The sequence below is a fragment of the Brevibacterium marinum genome (assembly GCF_011927955.1).
Taxonomy (GTDB): Bacteria; Actinomycetota; Actinomycetes; order Actinomycetales; family Brevibacteriaceae; genus Brevibacterium; species Brevibacterium marinum.
The window spans coordinates 252,032-269,160 of the sequence record NZ_JAATJN010000001.1; the positions used below are offsets into that span (position 1 = coordinate 252,032).

Sequence of the window (17,129 nt, forward strand, 5' to 3'; positions counted from 1 at the left end):
TCGATCGGACACGAATCCCTCCCCTGGGACCCGACCACCCACAGACCTGACCACCCACAGACCGGTCCATCCGACAACCTGACGAACACCACATCAACAAAGGAGTAGACATGTCAGAGAACAATTTCCAGCAGGAAGCCACCGCCAAGGCAGCGGACTCGGGAGCAAACGCCTCCGCCCGCTTCCGCGAACGTCAGTCGCGACTGGCCGGTGAGGGCGGCATCGTCGACCACGAGCGCGTCAGCCTTCTCCCCGGCAAGGCCATCAAGGCGCTGACCGACATCGTCGAAGAGGAGCAGGTCAGCTATGAGGAGTTCAACGCCCTCAAAGCCTGGCTGATCAAGGTCGGCGAGGACGGCGAATGGCCCTTGTTCCTCGATGTGTGGATCGAGCACGCAGTGGAAGAAGTCGCCAACCAGGACCGTGAAGGCTCGAAGGGCACCATCGAGGGACCGTACTACCTCGAAGGATCACCCGAGGTCGAGTGGAACGGCACCATCGACATGCGCCCCGACGAGCCGGGCACCCCGTTCGTGTTCAAGGGTCAGGTCACCTCGACCAACGGTGAACCGCTGCCGGGCGCCGAGCTCGAACTGTGGCACGCCGACAGCCTGGGCTTCTACTCGCAGTTCGCCCCCGGCCTGCCCGAGTGGAATCTGCGCGGCACCTTCATCGCCAATGAGGACGGAGAGTACGAGATCCACACGATCCGTCCCGCGCCCTACCAGATCCCCACAGACGGCGCCTGCGGTCAGCTCATCGAGGCAGCAGGGTGGCACGCCTGGCGTCCGGCTCACATGCACTTCAAGGTGCATGCCCCCGGACACAAGCTCATCACCTCGCAGCTGTACTTCCCCGGCGACCCGCACAACGATGACGACATCGCCTCTGCGGTCAAGCCCGAGCTCCTGCTCGATCCTCAGCCCAACCCGGATGAGGAAGGCGAGATGACGACCTACAACTTCGTTCTCGACCCCGAAGGCTGATCTCAGCGGACAGCGCTGCGCCGGCAGCGCCAGTTGCGCCGGCAGCGCCAGAGCGAGGGCGCCACGACAGACCGCCGTGGCGCCCTCGCCAATTCACACAAGTGGCGCCCTCGCCCATTCACAGAGCCTGTGGCCCGATCACACCGTCGGGACCTCCCCGGACAGGTGCACGGTCGCCAGCTCCGTGCGGGAGCGGATCCCGAACTTCCCGTAGATGTGGGTGAGGTGGTACTGCACGGTCTTCTCCGCGATGAAGAGCTTGCGCGAGACCTCGGCGTTGGTCATTCCCTGCACGACGAGGTCGGCCACGGACATCTCCTGCGGGGTCAGCGGGACATAGGTGCCCGCCTCGGCGGAGGTCCCGATCGTGTTCCTGGTGCTGTCGGTCTCGGACATTCCGCGCCAGGACATTCCGGTGGCTCGCAGCTCCTGATCACAGCGTCTGACGAGGACAGTGGCGCCGACCCCTTCGTAGAACTCGCGCGCCCTCACGAGGCTCTCCACGGCCTCGCGTCGCCGATTCGCCCGGCGCAGCATCTGGCCGCGGCTGTACAGGACGCGCGCGGCAGCGGTGTCCTGCCGGCCGCGGGTGAACAGTTCGAGCGCCGTGGAGAAATGCTTCTCCGCGGCCGGGATGTCTCCCTCGCCCTGGCAGATCCTCGCCGAGGCGACGGCCGCCTGTGCGCGAACGTGATCCCTGGCGCCGACGGTGTTCGCCGCGAAGTTCGCGGCCGCCTGCTGCGCCCGCTGGGCATGGCCCAGGGTGATGAGTCCGTCGACATATTCGGTGCACCAGGGCCAGAAGGAGGTCCTGTCACGGGTCCACGAGTCCACGTCGAGCAGCGGTCGCAGCGCCGCCACACGCCCGTCATGGTCACCGCGGACATTCGCCGCCGTTGCCCGCACCAGTCGTGCCGGGACCTGCATGGCCAGGTAGTCGCTGAGGATGGCGCCGCTGTCGGACCGGCCCATCACCTCGTCGATGGGGTGGCCGCGCCAGAGTCTGATCTCGGCCGTGGTCCAGTTCAGCAGAGGAGCCACGAGAGAGATGTTCGCCCTGTCGGCCTGTCGCAGACCGACCTCGGCCGTGCGCAGGCTCTCGTCCCATTCGCCGAGGAGGTACTGGACCCGGGCCAGCCAGCCGTGGGCCCACAGCGAGATCCGCAGCGATCCGCGTTCGTGTTGAGTGGGCACGGCTGCCTCGAATTCGCGGACCGCCTCCCGCAGGTCCCCGGCCAGCATCGACACCCATCCGACGCAGAGGCGGACCCGCTGGTTCTGAGCCCCGGTCAGGTGCCGGTCGGAGAGGTCCTCGAGGTCCTCCTTGGCGTCGTCGATGCGTCCCTGAGCCGCGAACCCCAGAGCCCGCATCGCATGGGATTCGACGTTCGCGGGCTCGTCGACCCCGCTCAGGGACATCGCCCGGTTCGCCCATTCGCGGACCTTCGGACCGTCCCAGCGCACCAGCGAATCGAGTGTCCGGCGCAGGGCGATCTGGGCGGCGAGCCCGTCGTCGTCGGTGGGCACCGCATCGGCTCGGGTCAGAAGGTCGTCGGCCTGTGCCGCATGGCCCCGGTGGATGGCGACATTGGCCAGGACGGTATCGCGCAGGGTCGAGGGTGCGATGTTCTTGCCGATGTCGATCCAGGGCAGGACCTCGGTGACTCGGCCGGCGCTGGCGAGTGCGTCGATGCCTGCCAGAAGTTCATTGTCACGCCCGGCGGACGGCGGCAGGACCCGTGCCGCCCCGAAGTGCAGCTGCGCGGCATCGGCCCAGCGGCCGAATCGCTCGGCAACGGCCGCTGAGCTGCTGAGACGATGCGCGAGTCCCTCGTCGGCCCCGGCGGCCGCCGCGGACAGGTGAACGAGCCGTTCGTCTTCCCGGTAGGCGGATTCGGCCGCGCGCTCATGAAACAGTCGTCTGGTCGAGGGAGTCATGGCGGCGATGATCACACGGGCGGAGGCCGTCCGACTCAGGCCCAGGGTCAGCCGTCCGGCCGAATTGCGTTCGCGGAAGACTCCGTGGGTCACACCGAGGTCGACGGCGTGGCTCGGCTCGGCCAGTCCGGCGACACTCGCCATACGCGGCAGGTCCTGAGGACCGCCGAGGATCGCCAGCGCCGAGGCCGCATCCGAGACCTCGGAGGACCCGGTGGCCTCGATGGGGTCGAGGACCTCTCGGACGACGCTGTCGGGCAGCGGCAGGTCGGCCGGGTCCGCCGGCCAGCGGCCCTCGGGCAGCAGCGACAGGATCTCCAGAGCCACACGCATGCGCCCCGAACTCTCTGCCACGAGCACGGAGGCTCCGTGCTCCCCGATGTCATAGACCCCGTGGGCACGCGCCAGCTCGAGGGCATCGACGCGGCCGAAGTCCGGGATCGTCACTCGTTCACACACGGGACTGGTCGTCATCCGCAGGAAATCGGCGTCCACCTCGGCGCTCGTGTCCGGGGTGACGGCGATGAGCAGGAGGAGACGGGTCCCGCGCAGGCGATGGCCGAGCTGGCTGATGATCTGCAGGCTCTCGGGGTCGGCGAGGTGGACGTCGTCGAGGATGATGAGGCGTTTGTCCTCGGTTTCCGTCGGCATCTCCGCGAGGAGGGATTCGGCGATGTGCACGCGATCGCTGGCCTGACACGCACCGTCGGTCGGACGGTACATGGGGGTTCGGGTGCGCAGCTGCCCGAGCAGAGCATAGGGCACCTCTCGACTCCACCGAGCGCCGGCGAGGAGCTCACAGGCGCCGTCGGTCTCGTCCTGGACGGCGCGCAGCACGCTGGACTTGCCGGAGCCCGCGCCGCCCTCGAGGACGAGGACCCGACCGCCGGTGTCGTCGATCGACTCCCACAGGTCGAGCACGGCGCGCAGAGCCTGGTCCGGGCCGGGCAGCAGATCTCTCCGGCTGACAGCTGCGAGTGATTCGTCTATCCTTGATCACCGCCGCCGATGGGCAGAACGGAGCCGTTGACGTAGGACGCCGCGTCCGAGGCGAGGAACACGATGGGCCAGGCCTGCTCGGCCAGCGTCCCGTAGCGTTTGAACAGGCTCGATTCGGTCGTCTGTGTCACGACGTCGCGGAACCATCCTTGTTCCTCCTCGGTCTCGGCGCCCGGTCCTCTCGGGATCCGGCGTTCCGGTGCTTCGGTGCCGCCTGGTGCAGTGGCAACGACACGCACCCCCGCCTCGGCGGCCTCCACGGCCAGGGATGCGGTCAGCGCATTGACCCCGCCCTTCGCAGCCGAGTACGGGACCCGGTTGATGCCGCGCGTCGCGATCGACGACACGTTGACAATGGTACCTGCCCCTCGTGACTTCATCTCGGGGAGGACGGCCCGGCACATCCACATGGTCGGGAACAGGGACCGACGGATCTCGGCCTCGATCCTGTCCGGTTCGTAGAGTTCGTAGGGCTTGGCCCAGATCGTGCCGCCGACGGCGTTGACGCAGACGTCGGGGAACCGCACCTTCTGCGCAGCCTCGGTGACGACGTGCTCCGCACCTTCCCAGGTTTCGAGATCACCCAGAACCGTCGCCGAGGTGAGGCTGCGTCCTCGTGCATCGGCGATGGCCGTCGCCTCGGCTTCGGTCTCGGCGACGAGGTCCGAGCGGTCGGAGAGGATCAGATCCGCTCCCTGGGCGGCCGCGAGCAGGGCGGTCTCCCGGCCGATGCCCTGGGCTGCTCCGGTGATGAGGACGAGCTTGCCGGCGAGCAGCCCATGATCGATGAGCGCATCCTGCGCGGTTCGCTGCGGCTGCGGCTCGGTTCGCTGCGGCTGCTCGGCCCGCGGCTGCGGCTCGGTTCGCTGCTGTTCGGATCGCTGCGGCTCCTCGGCCCGGGTCTCAGGAGGCATGCGGGACCACCGTGCTCATCGTCGCGCGGGAGTGTTCGCTGTGGGCTCGCAGCACTCGGCGGGCGGCCTCGATGTCCTCGTTCTCGAACGCGTCGACGAGTTCGAAGTGCTCGGTGTCGACTTCGGGGGCGATCCAGCCGCCGTTGCGCAGCGCCTCGACGATCTGGCTCTGCACCTGCAGCCGTCGGAAGCTTTCGAGGAAGGCGGGATTGTCCGAGAGGATGAAGAGGTACTCGTGGAATTCCTCGTTGAGTTTCCCGAACTCCTCCGCGTCGACGATCTCGTCGCCCTTGAGCGCCGTCGAGACGTTCTGGGCCAGGCGACGGAACTGTTCGAGCTGCTTGTCACTCAGCCTGCCCATGAGCAGTTCGGTGACGGCGAGTTCGAGGCCGGTGCGGGCTTCGAGATGGGCCATCGAGTCCTGGTGGGTGAACGAGAGGCGACCGGTCTCCATCGTCGACACCGCTTCGCCGGCGCTGATCGTGTCACCGGATTCCTTGATCGTCTCGGTGCTGATCGGTGCACCGGACTCGTCGTCATCGGTCGACCCCTTGGGCGCGAACCGCTCGTAGTAGAAGTTCGCCGGGGTGATGGCCTCGTCGCCGAGCCACTTCGAGACCGCGTCGACCATCGGCGGAGGTCCGCAGAGGTAGATGTCGACATCGCCGTCGGCCAGGTGCTCGTCATCGAGGAACTGGGTGACGTAGCCCTTCTGCTCCGCGGTCGATTCCGGGTTGGACACACAATGGCTGTAGCTGAACGTCTCGATCCTCTTCGTGTACTCCTCGAGCAGGTCCAGGCCGACGAGGTCGGAGTCGTTGGTGACCCCGTACACGAGGTGGATCGGCTGATCGGTTCCGTCCTCGGCGATCTTCTCGAGGATGGACAGGATCGGGGCGAGTCCGGTGCCTCCTGCCAGCAGCAGCATGCGGCGCTTCGGCGGGCGGAGGAAGAAGGTGCCGAACGGACCGGTCATCGTCAGCTTGTCGCCGACTGCCGCACGTTCGGTGAGGAAGGTCGACATCGCGCCGCCCGGGGTGTTGCGGACCATGAACGAGGTGTTCTCGACCTTCGGTCCGGAGCTGAACGAGTAGGAGCGTGCCTGATCGGTGCCCGGGACCTGCAGGTTCATGTACTGGCCGGGCAGGTAGGCCAGGTCGTCGCGCTCGTCCACGGACAGGGTGAAGCTGACCGTGGAGTCCGCGTGGAACTGGAGGTCGACGATCTCGGTGTCGAACTCCGCGGCCGAGGTCTTCGCGATGTCCGAGGTCGTGGGGACGTCGATGACCATGTCCGACTCGGGAGTCGCCTGGCAGGTGAGGACGTATCCTTCGTCGAGTTCGTCCTCGGTCATGGCGTCGTCGATGAAGTCGCCCGGCTCGAACTCGCCCGAGGTGCAGAAGGACTTGCACGTCCCACATGCTCCGTCACGACAGTCCGAGGGAAGGTTGATCCGGGCTTTGAAGGCCGCTTCCATCACGGTCTCGTATGGGTTGACCTTGATGATCTTGGTGACGCCATCTTCGAAGCTGATGGCTACGTCGTTGCTCATGGTTGTCCTTCTTCTCGTTGCTGCGCGCCCTCGCGCAGATGGTCACTCGGCGTCCACCGCTCAGCGTGCGGCGGCGTCCACCGCTCAGCGTGTGCCGCTCAGCGTGCGGCAGCGGGCACCGCTCAGCGTGTGCCGCTCAGCGTGCGGCAGCGGGCACCGCTCACGCCGCGGCGCTCAGATCATGTAGATGTCGATGAGCTGGTGCACGGTGTCGTTCTTGAGGATGACCTTCTTGGCCGTGATCACCGGTGTCTGGCCGGAGATGTCGAGGGTGTAGAGGCTGTGACCGTAGTAGGTCAGCGTCGACTGGTACCGGTAGTAGTGGGTGGTCCAGCTGAAGCGGGCCTCGACGGTGTCGCCGTCTCGGCTGAGGAACTCCACGCCGCTGATGTTGTGCTCGGTGCGCGGTTCCGGCATCGACGTCGCGGCCGACCGGTCGGTCCGGATGCGGAAGACCCTGTCTTCGAGACCGCTGCGGTTGGGGTACCAGATGAGCGAGATCTCGTTCTGGGGGTCGGTGGTCAGGGTGTCGTCGACGTCCCAGGCCGGCATCCAGAAGGGGGCGTCGGGGTGGTAGCACTCCAGCCACTCCTCGAACTCCCATTCGTCGAGGAGCCTGGCCTCACGGTAGAGGAACTGGCGGATCCATTCGGCTGTTTCGGCGTCGACGAGCAGTTTGGGTGCTGTCTGCGTTGCGGTCATGGTCATGATGGGCGTGTCCTTCTTCCACTCAGGTGGGTGATGCGACTGTCTCTGCTGCGTGCGCGCTCACTGGGGCGCACCGGCGCGCTCACTGCTGCCGGCGTGCACCGGCGCGCTCACCGGCGCGCACCGGCCCGCTCACCGACGTGCACCGGCGCGCTCGTCCTCGGCGGCGAGGGCATCCATCATCACCGACTGCCAGTACTCGTGCTGGACGGGGTAGAGCCCCTCGTCCTCGGTCTTCGCCCCCGAGGCGATCGGGTTGATGCCCAGTTCCTTCGCCTGTTCGTCGGGGCCGTCGATCTGGTGCTCCTGACCGCGGGACATGTCGTTCCAGGGCGACGCCGAGGCACGGTAGGTCTTGTGTGCGGAGCGGAACTCCTCGAGATCGTCCGGGGTCGCCATTCCGGTGGCGTTGAAGAAGTCCTCGTACTGGCGGATGCGGTTGGCCCGAGCCTCCTGGGACTCGCCCTTGGGAGCGATGCAGAAGGTCGTGACCTCGGTGAGGTCGGCGGCGATCGGTCGGATGTGCCGGATCTGCGAGCTGAACTGGTCCATGAGGTAGACGTTGGGGTAGAGGCAGAGGTTGCGCGAGATGTTGGTCATGAAGTTCGCCATGGTCTCGCCGTACTGCTCGACGAGGCGTTCGCGGTCGGCCCACAGGGACCGGTCCTCGGGGTTGGTCCATTCCTGCCACAGCAGCAGGTGACCGTAGGGGAAGGAGTAGAAGCCCCCTGCGACCTTGCCCCAGCCGCCGGCGTCCATGGCCTTGGTCTCGTTCTCCGACTCACCGGATTTGCGGCGTGCGGTGGTGGCCGCGTAGTTCCAGTGGACGGAGGTCACGTGGTAGCCATCGGCGCCGTTCTCCGTCTGGAGCTTCCAGTTGCCCTCATAGGTGTAGGTCGTCGCGCCCTTGAGGACCTCGAGACCGTCCGGGGACTGGTCGACGACGGAGTCGATGATGGTTCGCGTGTCGCCGAGGTGGTCCTCGAGAGGCTGCACGTCGGGGTTGAGCGAACCGAAGAGGAACCCGCGGTAGCTTTCGAATCGTGCGACCTTGGTCAGGTCGTGGGAGCCCTCTTTGTTGAACTGCTCCGGGTAGCCGCCGTTGCGCCCGTCCTTGACCTTGAGCAGTTCGCCGGAGTTGCGGAAGGTCCAGCCGTGGAAGGGACACGTCAGGGTGGTGCGGTTGTCGGTCTTGCGGCGGCAGAGCATCGCACCGCGGTGGGCGCAGGCGTTGATGAGGCAGTTGAGCTCGCCCTGCTTGTCGCGGGTGATGACGATGGGCTGGCGACCGATGTAGGTCGTGAAGTAGTCGCCGATCTCGGGGATCTGCGATTCGTGGGCGAGATAGATCCAGTTGCCCTCGAAGATGTGCTTCATCTCGAGTTCGAAGGTCTCTTCGTCCGTGAAGATCTGCCGATTGACGCGGCGGACGCCCTCTTCGGGCCGCTCCTGGACTCCGTTCGCGATGAGATCTCGAGTGTCGGCGCTGAAATCGAGCGTATCGGTCATGGTGAGCCTCCGTTGGTCTCGTGGATTCGGTCTCGTGCGGATGGTCCTCGACGCGGTGGCCGAGTGCTTGACCACTCCATCCTGGACGCCGGTGACCTGGTTCACACCAGGGGGACCCCTAGGACTGACCCAGGGCATGAGGACTGGGGTTCTCAGGGCCTGTCACGCGGCGATGAGGCACGTATCGTGACCGGTGACCTCACAGCGAAAACCGCTGTCGATCCGACAGGGATCTCTGTCGGTATTCACCACGTCTCTGCGCGCACAAGGGTGTTCTGCGCGGATGAGGAAAGGACGCCATCGTGAATCGCATCGAAGCGCTGTATTCGGATCTCTCACGCCTCGGCCGGGAGACGGAGATGATGGACACCGTCATCACCATGCTCGCCGACGACCTCCTGGAGACGACCAGCGCCGAGGGACACAGCAAGCAGACCGTCATCTCCCGGGTCGTCGACGGCGGCTTCGAACTCGCCGGGCTCATCAACGAAGAACTCGGCGCCGCCGCTGACGCCGACGGCGATCTGAGCGACGACCCGAGCGACGATGTCCGGGTCCGCTACCGTCGGTGCCATCTCGCGTTCACCGCCGCGGCCGCGCAGCTGACGAAGCTGCCCGAGGACACGATCTTCGACTACCGCGGTCTGCGGCTGGCCCCGGGCGACATCGTCGGGCAGCGCATCGGTGAGATCGTCATCGCCCACGATGCCCTGGGCACCGCGTGGACCATCGAGGAGGCCGATCCCGATTCCGCCCTCGATGCCCTGGAGACCCTGATCAGACGATTGAGGATCGCCGAGGCGGCGCCCGCCCTGATCCTCGACACGACCGAGGGCGATCACTGGGAGATCGGCGACGACGGCCAGGCCGTCGACGGCGACCGTGAGGACCTCGTCCAATGGCTGGCCTGGGGACACCCGGGCGAACTGCAGTCGGCGAGCGCACTGCCGAATCTGCCCACCCTCCCGCGCTGGACCTGATCCATGCGCGAAGACCCGAAGACCGCCTCGGCGACGGCAGCGACCTCCTCCGGACCATCCGGAGCGAACACCTCCGACGGCACCGCCTCGGCGCACAAGGAGCCCCTGATCGAGCGTCCGGGCACACGGCTGCCGCGTCTGCGCGAGATCCGTCGGGACCTCGGACTCCAGTACTGTCTCAACGCGGTCGTGGGGCTCATCTTCGGCATCACCGGACCCATCGCCGTGACCATGGCCGTGGGGTTGGCCGGCGGACTCAGCGATGCGCAGCTGTCGTCCTGGGTCTTCGGGATCTTCCTCTCGGCCGGCCTGGCGACCCTCGTGATGTCTCTGGTCTACCGACGGCCGCTGGGGTTCGCCTGGTCGATACCCGGCACCGTCCTCCTCGGGCCCTCACTGCAGCACCTGAGCTTCGGCGAGGTCGTCGGGGCGTTCTTCGTCGCGGGCGTGCTGACCCTGGGCCTGGGCATGAGCGGGCTGGTCAGGCGCGCCATGGCCGCGATCCCTCCCCCGATCGTCATGGCCATGGTGGCCGCGCTCTTCCTGCGCTTCGGCATCGACATCGTCGACGCGGGACGCTCGACTCCTGCGATCGTCATCCCGATGATCGTCACCTTCATCGCGCTCACCGCGCTGCCCGGGGCGGCCCGGTTCATGCCGCCGGTCCTCGGTGCGCTGCTGGTCGGGTTCATCGCCGTCGTCGCCCTGGACCAGCTGGATCTCACGTCCGGCGGTCCGGTCCTCGCCAGCCCCGTGTTCACTCCGCCCGAGTTCACCTGGGCGGCGCAGCTCGAACTCGTGGTCCCGCTGACACTGACGGTGCTCGTCGTCCAGAACGGTCAGGGCGAAGCCGTGCTGCGCAGCGCCGGACACGCCACCCCGGTCAACGCCTCGGCCGTGACCTCCGGAATCATGTCGGTGCTCAACGCCTGCTTCGGGGCCGTCTCAGCGTGCCTGACGGGACCGACGAATGCCCTGCTCACCTCGTCCGGGGATCCCAACCGCCAGTACTCCGCGGCCGTCTTCTATTCGTTCCTGTGCTTCATCGCCGCACTGTTCTCACCGCTGGTCACCCGGTTCATGCTCGGCACCCCCGAGGCCTACATCCTGGCTCTGGGCGGAATGGCGATGCTCGGGGCCCTGCGGCAGGCTTTCGTCTCCGCATTCTCCTCCAAGTACACCTTCGGCGCCCTGGTCACCTTCGTCGTCACGATCGCCGAGTTCGACCTATTCAACATCCACGCGGCGTTCTGGGGAATCCTCATCGGCTGCATCGCCTCCCGATTCCTCGAGCCCGGCGACTACAGTGCGGACCGGTTCAGCGCCTGAGTCGCGGTCTTGCTAGTCTCGGCAGCTGTTCATGAGCGGTCAACGTGTGGAGGACGTCAACGTGTGGAGGGCACCGCAATGGTCGAACCGAGCCTGAGACGCCTGCAGTACTTCATCGCCCTGGCGGAGCACGGGAAATTCCAGTCCGCGGCCGATGCCATGCACATCTCCCAACCCGCATTGAGCGCGGAGCTGAGACGTCTCGAGGAGTTCGTGGGCAGGCCGCTGTTCCGTCGCAGCCCGTCGACCAGGCTGACCCCGGCCGGCCACGCACTGCTCCCCCAGGCCAGAGCGGCAGTCGGTGCGGCCGGTCGCTTCAACGACATCGCCGCCGAGGTGGCCTCCGGGGCACCGAGGACGGTCTCCGTGGGAACGGTCGCCACGTTCCTCCATCGTGGTCTGCCCGAAGCCATCACCGACTTCACCGCCGACCGACCTGACATGCTCGTGACCACCCGGGAGGCCACCTCGGCGGATCAGTTCGAGCTGCTGCTGGGCCACGAGATCGACGTCGCCTGCGGGCACATGCCGGTCCAGCACCCCGACGTCGTCTGCACACCGGCGGCGCGGGAGAGCTTCTGGCTGTGCCTGCCGTCGGAGCTCCGCGGCCTGTCCCTCGCCGAGGCGGCCGAGCGACCGTTCGTCATCTTCCGCAGGAGCGCGTCCCCGGTCTACCACGACACCGTCGTCGGTCTCTGCCGGTCACATGGATTCGAACCGCGGATCCGTCACCAGACCACCAGCTGGGCGGCCGCGGTGGAGATGGTCGCGCACGGGCTCGGCATCGCCCTTGTGCCCACGCCCATCGCCCGCAGCTCCCGGGGAGACGAGCGCCTGGCATTCGATCGGATCGACTCGGGCCCCAACGCCCCACAGGCGTGGGTGACGACTCGCGGCGAGGACCAGTCGGGCCCCATCGGCGACCTGAGCATGGCGATCGTCGTCGCCTCCGAGGCATCGGCAGGGGGATCCGAGGTCTCGGCGGAGTGATCCGGGACGTCGGCGAGAACCTCTCTCTGATTATTGCCAGAAGGACAATAGTCACCCGCGCACTATTCAACTTTCGAGCACGTCTGGCCTGAGAAGAATTCCTCGCCGCCTCCGACTGTATGAGGACCAGCGCTGACCTGGACATCACCTGCTCACATCACCTGAGGTTATGTTTTCATATAGCAGGGTTATTTGTATCGACCTCCCCCTCGGCCTACTGTGATTCCATCATCGACGGCGCCACTCTCGCCGTCGGCTGGTGCAATGATGCTCCATTGAGAGGACTCGCATGTCAGACTCGGTCAACACCGCCAAACGCGCCCGCAAAGCAGGTATCGCGTCCTACGTCGGGACCACCATCGAGTGGTACGACTTCTATATCTACGGCGCAGCCTCAGCCCTCGTCTTCGGCCACGCCTTCTTCCCGGAGAGCCTGCCCGCCGGCATCGGCACGCTGCTCTCCTTCGTCACGATGTGGGCGGGCTTCATCGCTCGTCCGCTCGGTGGAATCATCTTCGGACACTTCGGTGACAAGTACGGTCGCAAGAAGACGCTCGTGGTCACCCTGGTGCTCATGGGCGCCGCTTCGTTCCTCGTCGGCCTGCTGCCCGGGTATGCGACGATCGGAGTTGCCGCCCCCATTCTGCTGACCTGCCTGAGGGTCCTGCAGGGCATCGCCGTCGGCGGCGAATGGGGCGGATCAGTGCTCATCGCCAGTGAGAGCGCTCCGAAGGGCAAGAGCATCCTGTATTCGGCCTTCGCCCAGCAGGGATCACCGACAGGCAACCTCCTTGCCACCGGCGCCTTCTTCGTCCTCGCGATGATGCCCACACCGGACTTCATCCTCTACGGCTGGAGGATCGCCTTCCTCGCCTCAATCCTGCTCATCGTCATCGGTCTCGTCATCAGGCTCAAACTCGAAGAGCCGGAGAACATGCAGAAGGCCCGCCGGAAAGATGCCGTGGTCAAGGTGCCCGTGATCGAGGCGTTCAAGAAGCACTGGGCGCTCATCCTCCTCGGGGCCGGTGCACTGCCACTCGTCCAGGTCACCTACCTCAAGACCACCTTCGCCACGGCGTGGGCCACGGACGAATCCCACGACTGGGCCTACGGGACGTCGAGCTTCCTCGGCATCGTCGCCATCGCCCTCGTCGTGCAGTTCATCGTGCAGCCCTTCGGCGCTGTCATCCTCAGCCGGGTCAGAGACATGCGCAAGGCGATCTTCTGGATCGTGGTTCCGGAATTCGCCCTCATGCCGTTGATGTTCTTCGCCATCCAAACCGGCAATGTCTGGATCGCCGTCCTCGGCATGGCGGCGGCCACCGTTCCGCATTCGATGTTCTATGCAGGCATCGGCGGCATCCTCGCCCGTGCCTTCCCCACGAATGTGCGCTACACGGGAATCTCACTGTCCTACCAACTGTGCTCGATGACCGTGGCCGGAGGCACACCTGCCATCGCCCAATGGATGTACACCAGCACGGACACGATCATGCCGGTCGCGATCCTCGGCGCGTCGTACGCTGTGGTCTCGCTCGTGTGCACCCTCGCCCTCCTGCAGAAGACGGGCTGGGTGGCATCCGAGGAATCGAACGCCGAGAAGGCGGAGAAGATCGAACTCGCCGAGGCGACGGCCGAGTTCGATCGCGAAGACGCACCCCGACCCTGAGATCAGCGCAGGTAGAGCCGGACGGTGTCGATCTCGTCACGGAGAAGTCGGACCTCCTCGGCGGTGGGCTGCCCGGTGGTCGCAAGATCACCGGAGACGGCGAGGTCCCATCCCGTGGCCTCCTGCACCTGCTCGCTCGTGACGCCGGGGTGGACGTGGGTGAGTTCGAGCTCGCCGAGGCGGTCGTGGCGTTCGAGGATCCCCAACGGGGTGATGACGGTGCTGACCCCGAAGCCGCGCGGCTGGATGAAGTCCGACTGCTCGGCGGCCCGTGCGGGCGAGGCCGAGGTGACGAAGTCGATCTCACCGGCCAGCGCCGCCGGGTCGTGGCGGCGGAGGATGACGAAGACCTCTCCGGCGTTGGCCATGATGTCGGCGGCACCGCCCGAACCGGGCAGGCGCACGTTCGGCTGATCCCAGTCGCCGATGACGGTGGTGTTGAGGGACCCGAAGCGGTCGATCTGTGCCGCGCCGAGGAACCCGACGTCGACGTTGCCGCCCTGGAGCACATAGCCGAAGAGGGAATGCATGTTCGACACCGCCTCGGCGCCGGAGACGACGACGGAGTCGGCGATGCCCTCGGCCATGGATTCGGGGTGGGCACCGGAGACTCCGGACTCGTAGATGAGCTGGATTCCGGGGTTGAGGGTGCGGTGGGCGAGGTCGACGGCCAGCGTCGGCAGGCCGATGCCGGCGAAGACGGTGTTGCTGGTGGCGAGCATCTTGGCTGCAGCGCAGACGATGAGCTCGGTTTCGGTGAAGTCTGTGGCCGTAGTCATCGTGGGCTCCGTTCGGTGAGCACGTCATCGTTCGAGGGTCGTGTGCCGTAGTCGACGCTGCCCGAGGGTCTGGGCGCCATCCGCAGGGCGGCGATGCGGGTGCCGCCGATGGCTTCGAGGTACTCGGCGTGGTCGCGAGTCGAGCGGATATGGGTGTCGATCCAGGCCCGCAGTGCTTCGGGGTCCTTCGAGATCGGCGTCCATTCGCGGTAGAAGGCGTTGTCGCGGTCATAGGCGCCCTGCACGTAGGAGGGGTGGGCACCGGTCGGGATGTGACAGATCGCGTCGACGGCGTGGGCCGGGATGAGGGTGCGATTCGGGTCCGCCCGCACCACCTCGTCGTCCACGATCTCCTCGACCGTGACGATGACTCTGTCAGCGGCGTAGACGGCTTCCTGCTGCGCTCCGGTGATGCCCCAGATCTGGACATTGCCGCGTCGGTCCGCGCGCTGGGCGTGGATGATGGTGACGTCGGGGTTGAGCGGGGGCACCACGTGGACCCTCTTGCCCGTGTACGGGTCGAGCACCGAGCGGATGTCCGGGTTGATGCCGGGGATGTCGGATCCGACGAACGAGCTGATCGGCGCGAACGGCAGCCGGGCCGCTCCCGCGTGGTAGCGCAGAGTCATCGCATGGTGGGAGTACTCCTCGACAGGGAGAGGTGCGGGATCATGGGATTCGATGCGTCGGCGGATCTCGTAGAGGCTGCCGGCCGACCCCGAGGCGAAGAAGGAGCAGACGAGGCGGTCCACACATCCGGCGGCGATCATCATGTCGCTGAGCAGGTCGGGCGTCATCCGGCAGAAGGTGAGCCCGGTGATCGACTGGCGGATGATCTCGTGGCCGGCGGCGAAGGGAATGAGATGGGAGAAGCCCTCCAGGGCGATCGTATCGTCGTCGTTGACGAGCTCCGCGATCGCATGGGGCAGACTGACGACCGTGTCGATGTTCATGGTTCGCAGACTATATTAAAGACCCCGTTGCGCAAAAGATAGACGTAATTATTAACGATTGATGCAATAATAATAGGGAGTGTTCGCACCAGCGCACAGACGGGGAGATCACCGATGGAATTGAACCAGATCCGCGCCTTCGTCGCGGTCGCCGAGGAACTGCATTTCGGCAGGGCCGCCGAACGGCTCGGAATGGCGCAGCCGCCGCTGTCTCGGACCATTCGCGCCCTCGAAACCGAGCTCGATGCGTCGCTGTTCCATCGCACGACCCGAACGGTCGCTCTCTCTCCGGCCGGCTCCGCCCTGTTCGAACCGGCCAAGCACATGCTCGCGACCCAGCGAGCGGCCCTCGAGTCGGTGCATCGGTCCTCCACGGGACGGATGGGGCAGGTGAGGTTCGGGTATTCCCATCCCTCGTCCAGAGACCTCGCTGCGGCCCTGGTCGCGGCCTCGCAGAGGCACAGCCCCGGCATCTCCTTCCACCTCGAGTCGCGGGTCTATGCCGATGAAGGGCTCGAACGGATCATGGACGGCAGCCTCGATCTCGCGCTGGTCCGCTGGCGGGAGCGCCCGCCGCTCATCGCCGGACGTCCCGTGCAGATCGAGCGCCCCTGCGTGGCCGTACCCCGAGATCACCGGCTGGCCGGCCGGACGTCGGTCAACGTCGACGAGCTCCGCGATGAGCGTTTCGTCTTCCTCCCGTCCCGGCCGAACTCCAATCTGCGGGAGACGAGCATGCGCCTGTGCCTCGACGCCGGGTTCTCGCCGAAGGTGGTCCAGGAGGCGCCCGATTCGCAGTCGATCGCCGCCTTGGTCGCTGCGGGCATGGGTGTCGCGATCACCTTCGACTCGGTGGCGGCCGGGTACGGTTCGGATGTCACTGCGGTCCCCGTCAACGCCCCGACCGAGTCCACCAAGCTCTATCTCGCGTATCGCCTCGACCACCAGGATGCCGCGCTGGAGACAGTCCTCGACATCGCCGAGGCGGTCCTGCCGACCGTGCGGTGACGCCGGTGACGCCGGTGGTGCCGTTTCTGCGGTGACGAGGCATGCGATGGTCCGGGCCCGGCTCAGCCTGCGGTCGTTCTCTCACTGAGCGGCTTGATCTCGGGATGGACCCGCAGCGCTTCGGACCCCTGCAGCTGGCGGACGATGAGAACAGACGTCGCGGCCGTATTCGGAGAGAAGAGCTGCAGCGGCAGTTGAGCGTGCGATGTGGCACTACTTTCGCTTTCCACGAAGCAAATCAATTGGTCTAAGAGTCCGGAAGTATCTGCTCAAAGAAGTTTCGGCGAGTATAGCTTGGACCTACAGCTGCCGTTTGCCGAAGGACTCCGGGGGCCGACTCGCGACCAGGGATTTGCACTACTCGGAGCAGGGGGACGAGAGGGTCTTCCATGCCTGGCACCAAGTTGGCGTTGGTCAAGTCACTGGAAGTGGTGTGACGGCCGTTCGCTGAGCCGTTAGACGGGCAGCGCGTCGGTGGTCACCTCCTGGTCGCTGGTGTCGGGCCAGGACGTCGAAGCTGGCGACGATCTCATACAGTTTGAGGGGACTGATGCAAAGAAGGGTGACAGCGTGAGGGGACTCGCTCCATCCCCTTTTTCAAGCTATTCGTCTTCATTCTACTGGTTGGCCCATAAACGATATAGGGAACATTTCAGGACAAGTCATTTGTGGGACACGGTTCTGGGACGGCGCGAGTCTGCGAGCCGCAAAAGTAAGTGGTGTGATTCTCTGATCAATAAATGGCGTGGTTCTAAGTCATGTCCTGTGAATAGAAACTCTGCCCAGGAGCTGGCTCCGCCGATAAACGAGACATG

Annotated in this window: 14 protein-coding genes; 6 read left to right on the forward strand and 8 right to left on the reverse strand. The window is 66.0% G+C overall.

The features are described 5' to 3' along the window. Nucleotides 1–110: 110 nt before the first annotated feature. The gene (gene catA, locus BKA07_RS01080; RefSeq protein ID WP_167949255.1) at nucleotides 111–986 is read left to right on the forward strand and encodes a catechol 1,2-dioxygenase; all 876 of its coding nucleotides are present in this window, start codon (nucleotides 111–113) and stop codon (nucleotides 984–986) included. Nucleotides 987–1,124: 138 nt separating this feature from the next. On the opposite strand, the gene BKA07_RS01085 is transcribed toward catA, so the two are convergent. The 5 genes from BKA07_RS01085 to benA form a co-directional block, all read right to left on the reverse strand. After that, the gene (locus BKA07_RS01085; protein WP_342449130.1) at nucleotides 1,125–3,914 is read right to left on the reverse strand and encodes a helix-turn-helix transcriptional regulator; all 2,790 of its coding nucleotides are present in this window, start codon (nucleotides 3,912–3,914) and stop codon (nucleotides 1,125–1,127) included. Continuing rightward, nucleotides 3,911–4,837, reverse strand: coding sequence for a 1,6-dihydroxycyclohexa-2,4-diene-1-carboxylate dehydrogenase (locus BKA07_RS01090; RefSeq protein WP_167949257.1), 927 nt, complete (start codon nucleotides 4,835–4,837; stop codon nucleotides 3,911–3,913). The genes BKA07_RS01085 and BKA07_RS01090 overlap by 4 nt, the downstream gene beginning before the upstream one ends. Then, nucleotides 4,827–6,389, reverse strand: coding sequence for a benzoate 1,2-dioxygenase electron transfer component BenC (gene benC / locus BKA07_RS01095; RefSeq protein ID WP_167949258.1), 1,563 nt, complete (start codon nucleotides 6,387–6,389; stop codon nucleotides 4,827–4,829). Before benC ends, BKA07_RS01090 begins: the two co-directional genes overlap by 11 nt. A 174-nt stretch (nucleotides 6,390–6,563) precedes the next feature. Then, nucleotides 6,564–7,097 (reverse strand): benzoate 1,2-dioxygenase small subunit, encoded by a 534-nt coding sequence (gene benB / locus BKA07_RS01100; protein WP_209043827.1) that lies wholly within the window; start codon nucleotides 7,095–7,097, stop codon nucleotides 6,564–6,566. A gap of 132 nt (nucleotides 7,098–7,229) precedes the next feature. Continuing rightward, nucleotides 7,230–8,606, reverse strand: coding sequence for a benzoate 1,2-dioxygenase large subunit (gene benA / locus BKA07_RS01105; RefSeq protein WP_167949259.1), 1,377 nt, complete (start codon nucleotides 8,604–8,606; stop codon nucleotides 7,230–7,232). Nucleotides 8,607–8,908: 302 nt separating this feature from the next. On the opposite strand from benA, the gene BKA07_RS01110 reads away from it, so the two are divergent. From BKA07_RS01110 to BKA07_RS01125, 4 genes are all read left to right on the forward strand, one after another. Next, nucleotides 8,909–9,586, forward strand: a complete 678-nt coding sequence (locus tag BKA07_RS01110; protein ID WP_167949260.1) for a DinB family protein — start codon at nucleotides 8,909–8,911, stop codon at nucleotides 9,584–9,586. Nucleotides 9,587–9,589: 3 nt separating this feature from the next. Beyond that, nucleotides 9,590–10,915 carry a benzoate/H(+) symporter BenE family transporter gene (locus tag BKA07_RS01115; RefSeq protein WP_167949261.1) on the forward strand — a complete coding sequence of 442 codons (1,326 nt, stop codon included), beginning with the start codon at nucleotides 9,590–9,592 and terminating at the stop codon, nucleotides 10,913–10,915. 63 nt (nucleotides 10,916–10,978) lie between these two features. Beyond that, on the forward strand, nucleotides 10,979–11,905 hold the full coding sequence (locus BKA07_RS01120) for a LysR substrate-binding domain-containing protein (RefSeq protein WP_167949262.1): 927 nt from the start codon (nucleotides 10,979–10,981) through the stop codon (nucleotides 11,903–11,905). 289 nt (nucleotides 11,906–12,194) lie between these two features. Further along, complete coding sequence (locus BKA07_RS01125) at nucleotides 12,195–13,574, forward strand: MFS transporter (RefSeq protein ID WP_167949263.1); 1,380 nt, start codon at nucleotides 12,195–12,197, stop codon at nucleotides 13,572–13,574. 2 nt (nucleotides 13,575–13,576) lie between these two features. Here the strand turns inward: BKA07_RS01125 and BKA07_RS01130 are convergent, their stop codons facing one another. Together BKA07_RS01130 and BKA07_RS01135 are read right to left on the reverse strand one after the other, a co-directional pair. After that, the gene (locus BKA07_RS01130; RefSeq protein ID WP_167949264.1) at nucleotides 13,577–14,353 is read right to left on the reverse strand and encodes a CoA-transferase subunit beta; all 777 of its coding nucleotides are present in this window, start codon (nucleotides 14,351–14,353) and stop codon (nucleotides 13,577–13,579) included. After that, nucleotides 14,350–15,306: a CoA transferase subunit A gene (locus tag BKA07_RS01135; RefSeq protein WP_167949265.1), complete on the reverse strand. Its 957-nt coding sequence runs from the start codon at nucleotides 15,304–15,306 to the stop codon at nucleotides 14,350–14,352. The genes BKA07_RS01130 and BKA07_RS01135 overlap by 4 nt, the downstream gene beginning before the upstream one ends. Before the next feature lie 114 nt (nucleotides 15,307–15,420). On the opposite strand from BKA07_RS01135, the gene BKA07_RS01140 reads away from it, so the two are divergent. Continuing rightward, nucleotides 15,421–16,314: a LysR family transcriptional regulator gene (locus BKA07_RS01140; RefSeq protein WP_167949266.1), complete on the forward strand. Its 894-nt coding sequence runs from the start codon at nucleotides 15,421–15,423 to the stop codon at nucleotides 16,312–16,314. Between the two features lie 62 nt (nucleotides 16,315–16,376). Here BKA07_RS01140 and BKA07_RS01145 read toward each other — a convergent pair whose 3' ends face one another. Then, nucleotides 16,377–16,544, reverse strand: a complete 168-nt coding sequence (locus BKA07_RS01145) for a hypothetical protein (RefSeq protein ID WP_167949267.1) — start codon at nucleotides 16,542–16,544, stop codon at nucleotides 16,377–16,379. Nucleotides 16,545–17,129: the final 585 nt, after the last annotated feature.

Bases quoted from the DNA above. Each gene is read 5' to 3' on its own strand.
- catA (WP_167949255.1), top strand. From the start codon at position 111: ATGTCAGAGAACAATTTCCAGCAGGAAGCCACCGCCAAGGCAGCGGAC.
- BKA07_RS01090 (WP_167949257.1), bottom strand. From the start codon at position 4,837: ATGCCTCCTGAGACCCGGGCCGAGGAGCCGCAGCGATCCGAACAGCAG.
- benC (WP_167949258.1), bottom strand. From the start codon at position 6,389: ATGAGCAACGACGTAGCCATCAGCTTCGAAGATGGCGTCACCAAGATC.
- benB (WP_209043827.1), bottom strand. From the start codon at position 7,097: ATGACCATGACCGCAACGCAGACAGCACCCAAACTGCTCGTCGACGCC.
- benA (WP_167949259.1), bottom strand. From the start codon at position 8,606: ATGACCGATACGCTCGATTTCAGCGCCGACACTCGAGATCTCATCGCG.
- BKA07_RS01115 (WP_167949261.1), top strand. From the start codon at position 9,590: ATGCGCGAAGACCCGAAGACCGCCTCGGCGACGGCAGCGACCTCCTCC.
- BKA07_RS01125 (WP_167949263.1), top strand. From the start codon at position 12,195: ATGTCAGACTCGGTCAACACCGCCAAACGCGCCCGCAAAGCAGGTATC.
- BKA07_RS01130 (WP_167949264.1), bottom strand. From the start codon at position 14,353: ATGACTACGGCCACAGACTTCACCGAAACCGAGCTCATCGTCTGCGCT.
- BKA07_RS01135 (WP_167949265.1), bottom strand. From the start codon at position 15,306: ATGAACATCGACACGGTCGTCAGTCTGCCCCATGCGATCGCGGAGCTC.
- BKA07_RS01140 (WP_167949266.1), top strand. From the start codon at position 15,421: ATGGAATTGAACCAGATCCGCGCCTTCGTCGCGGTCGCCGAGGAACTG.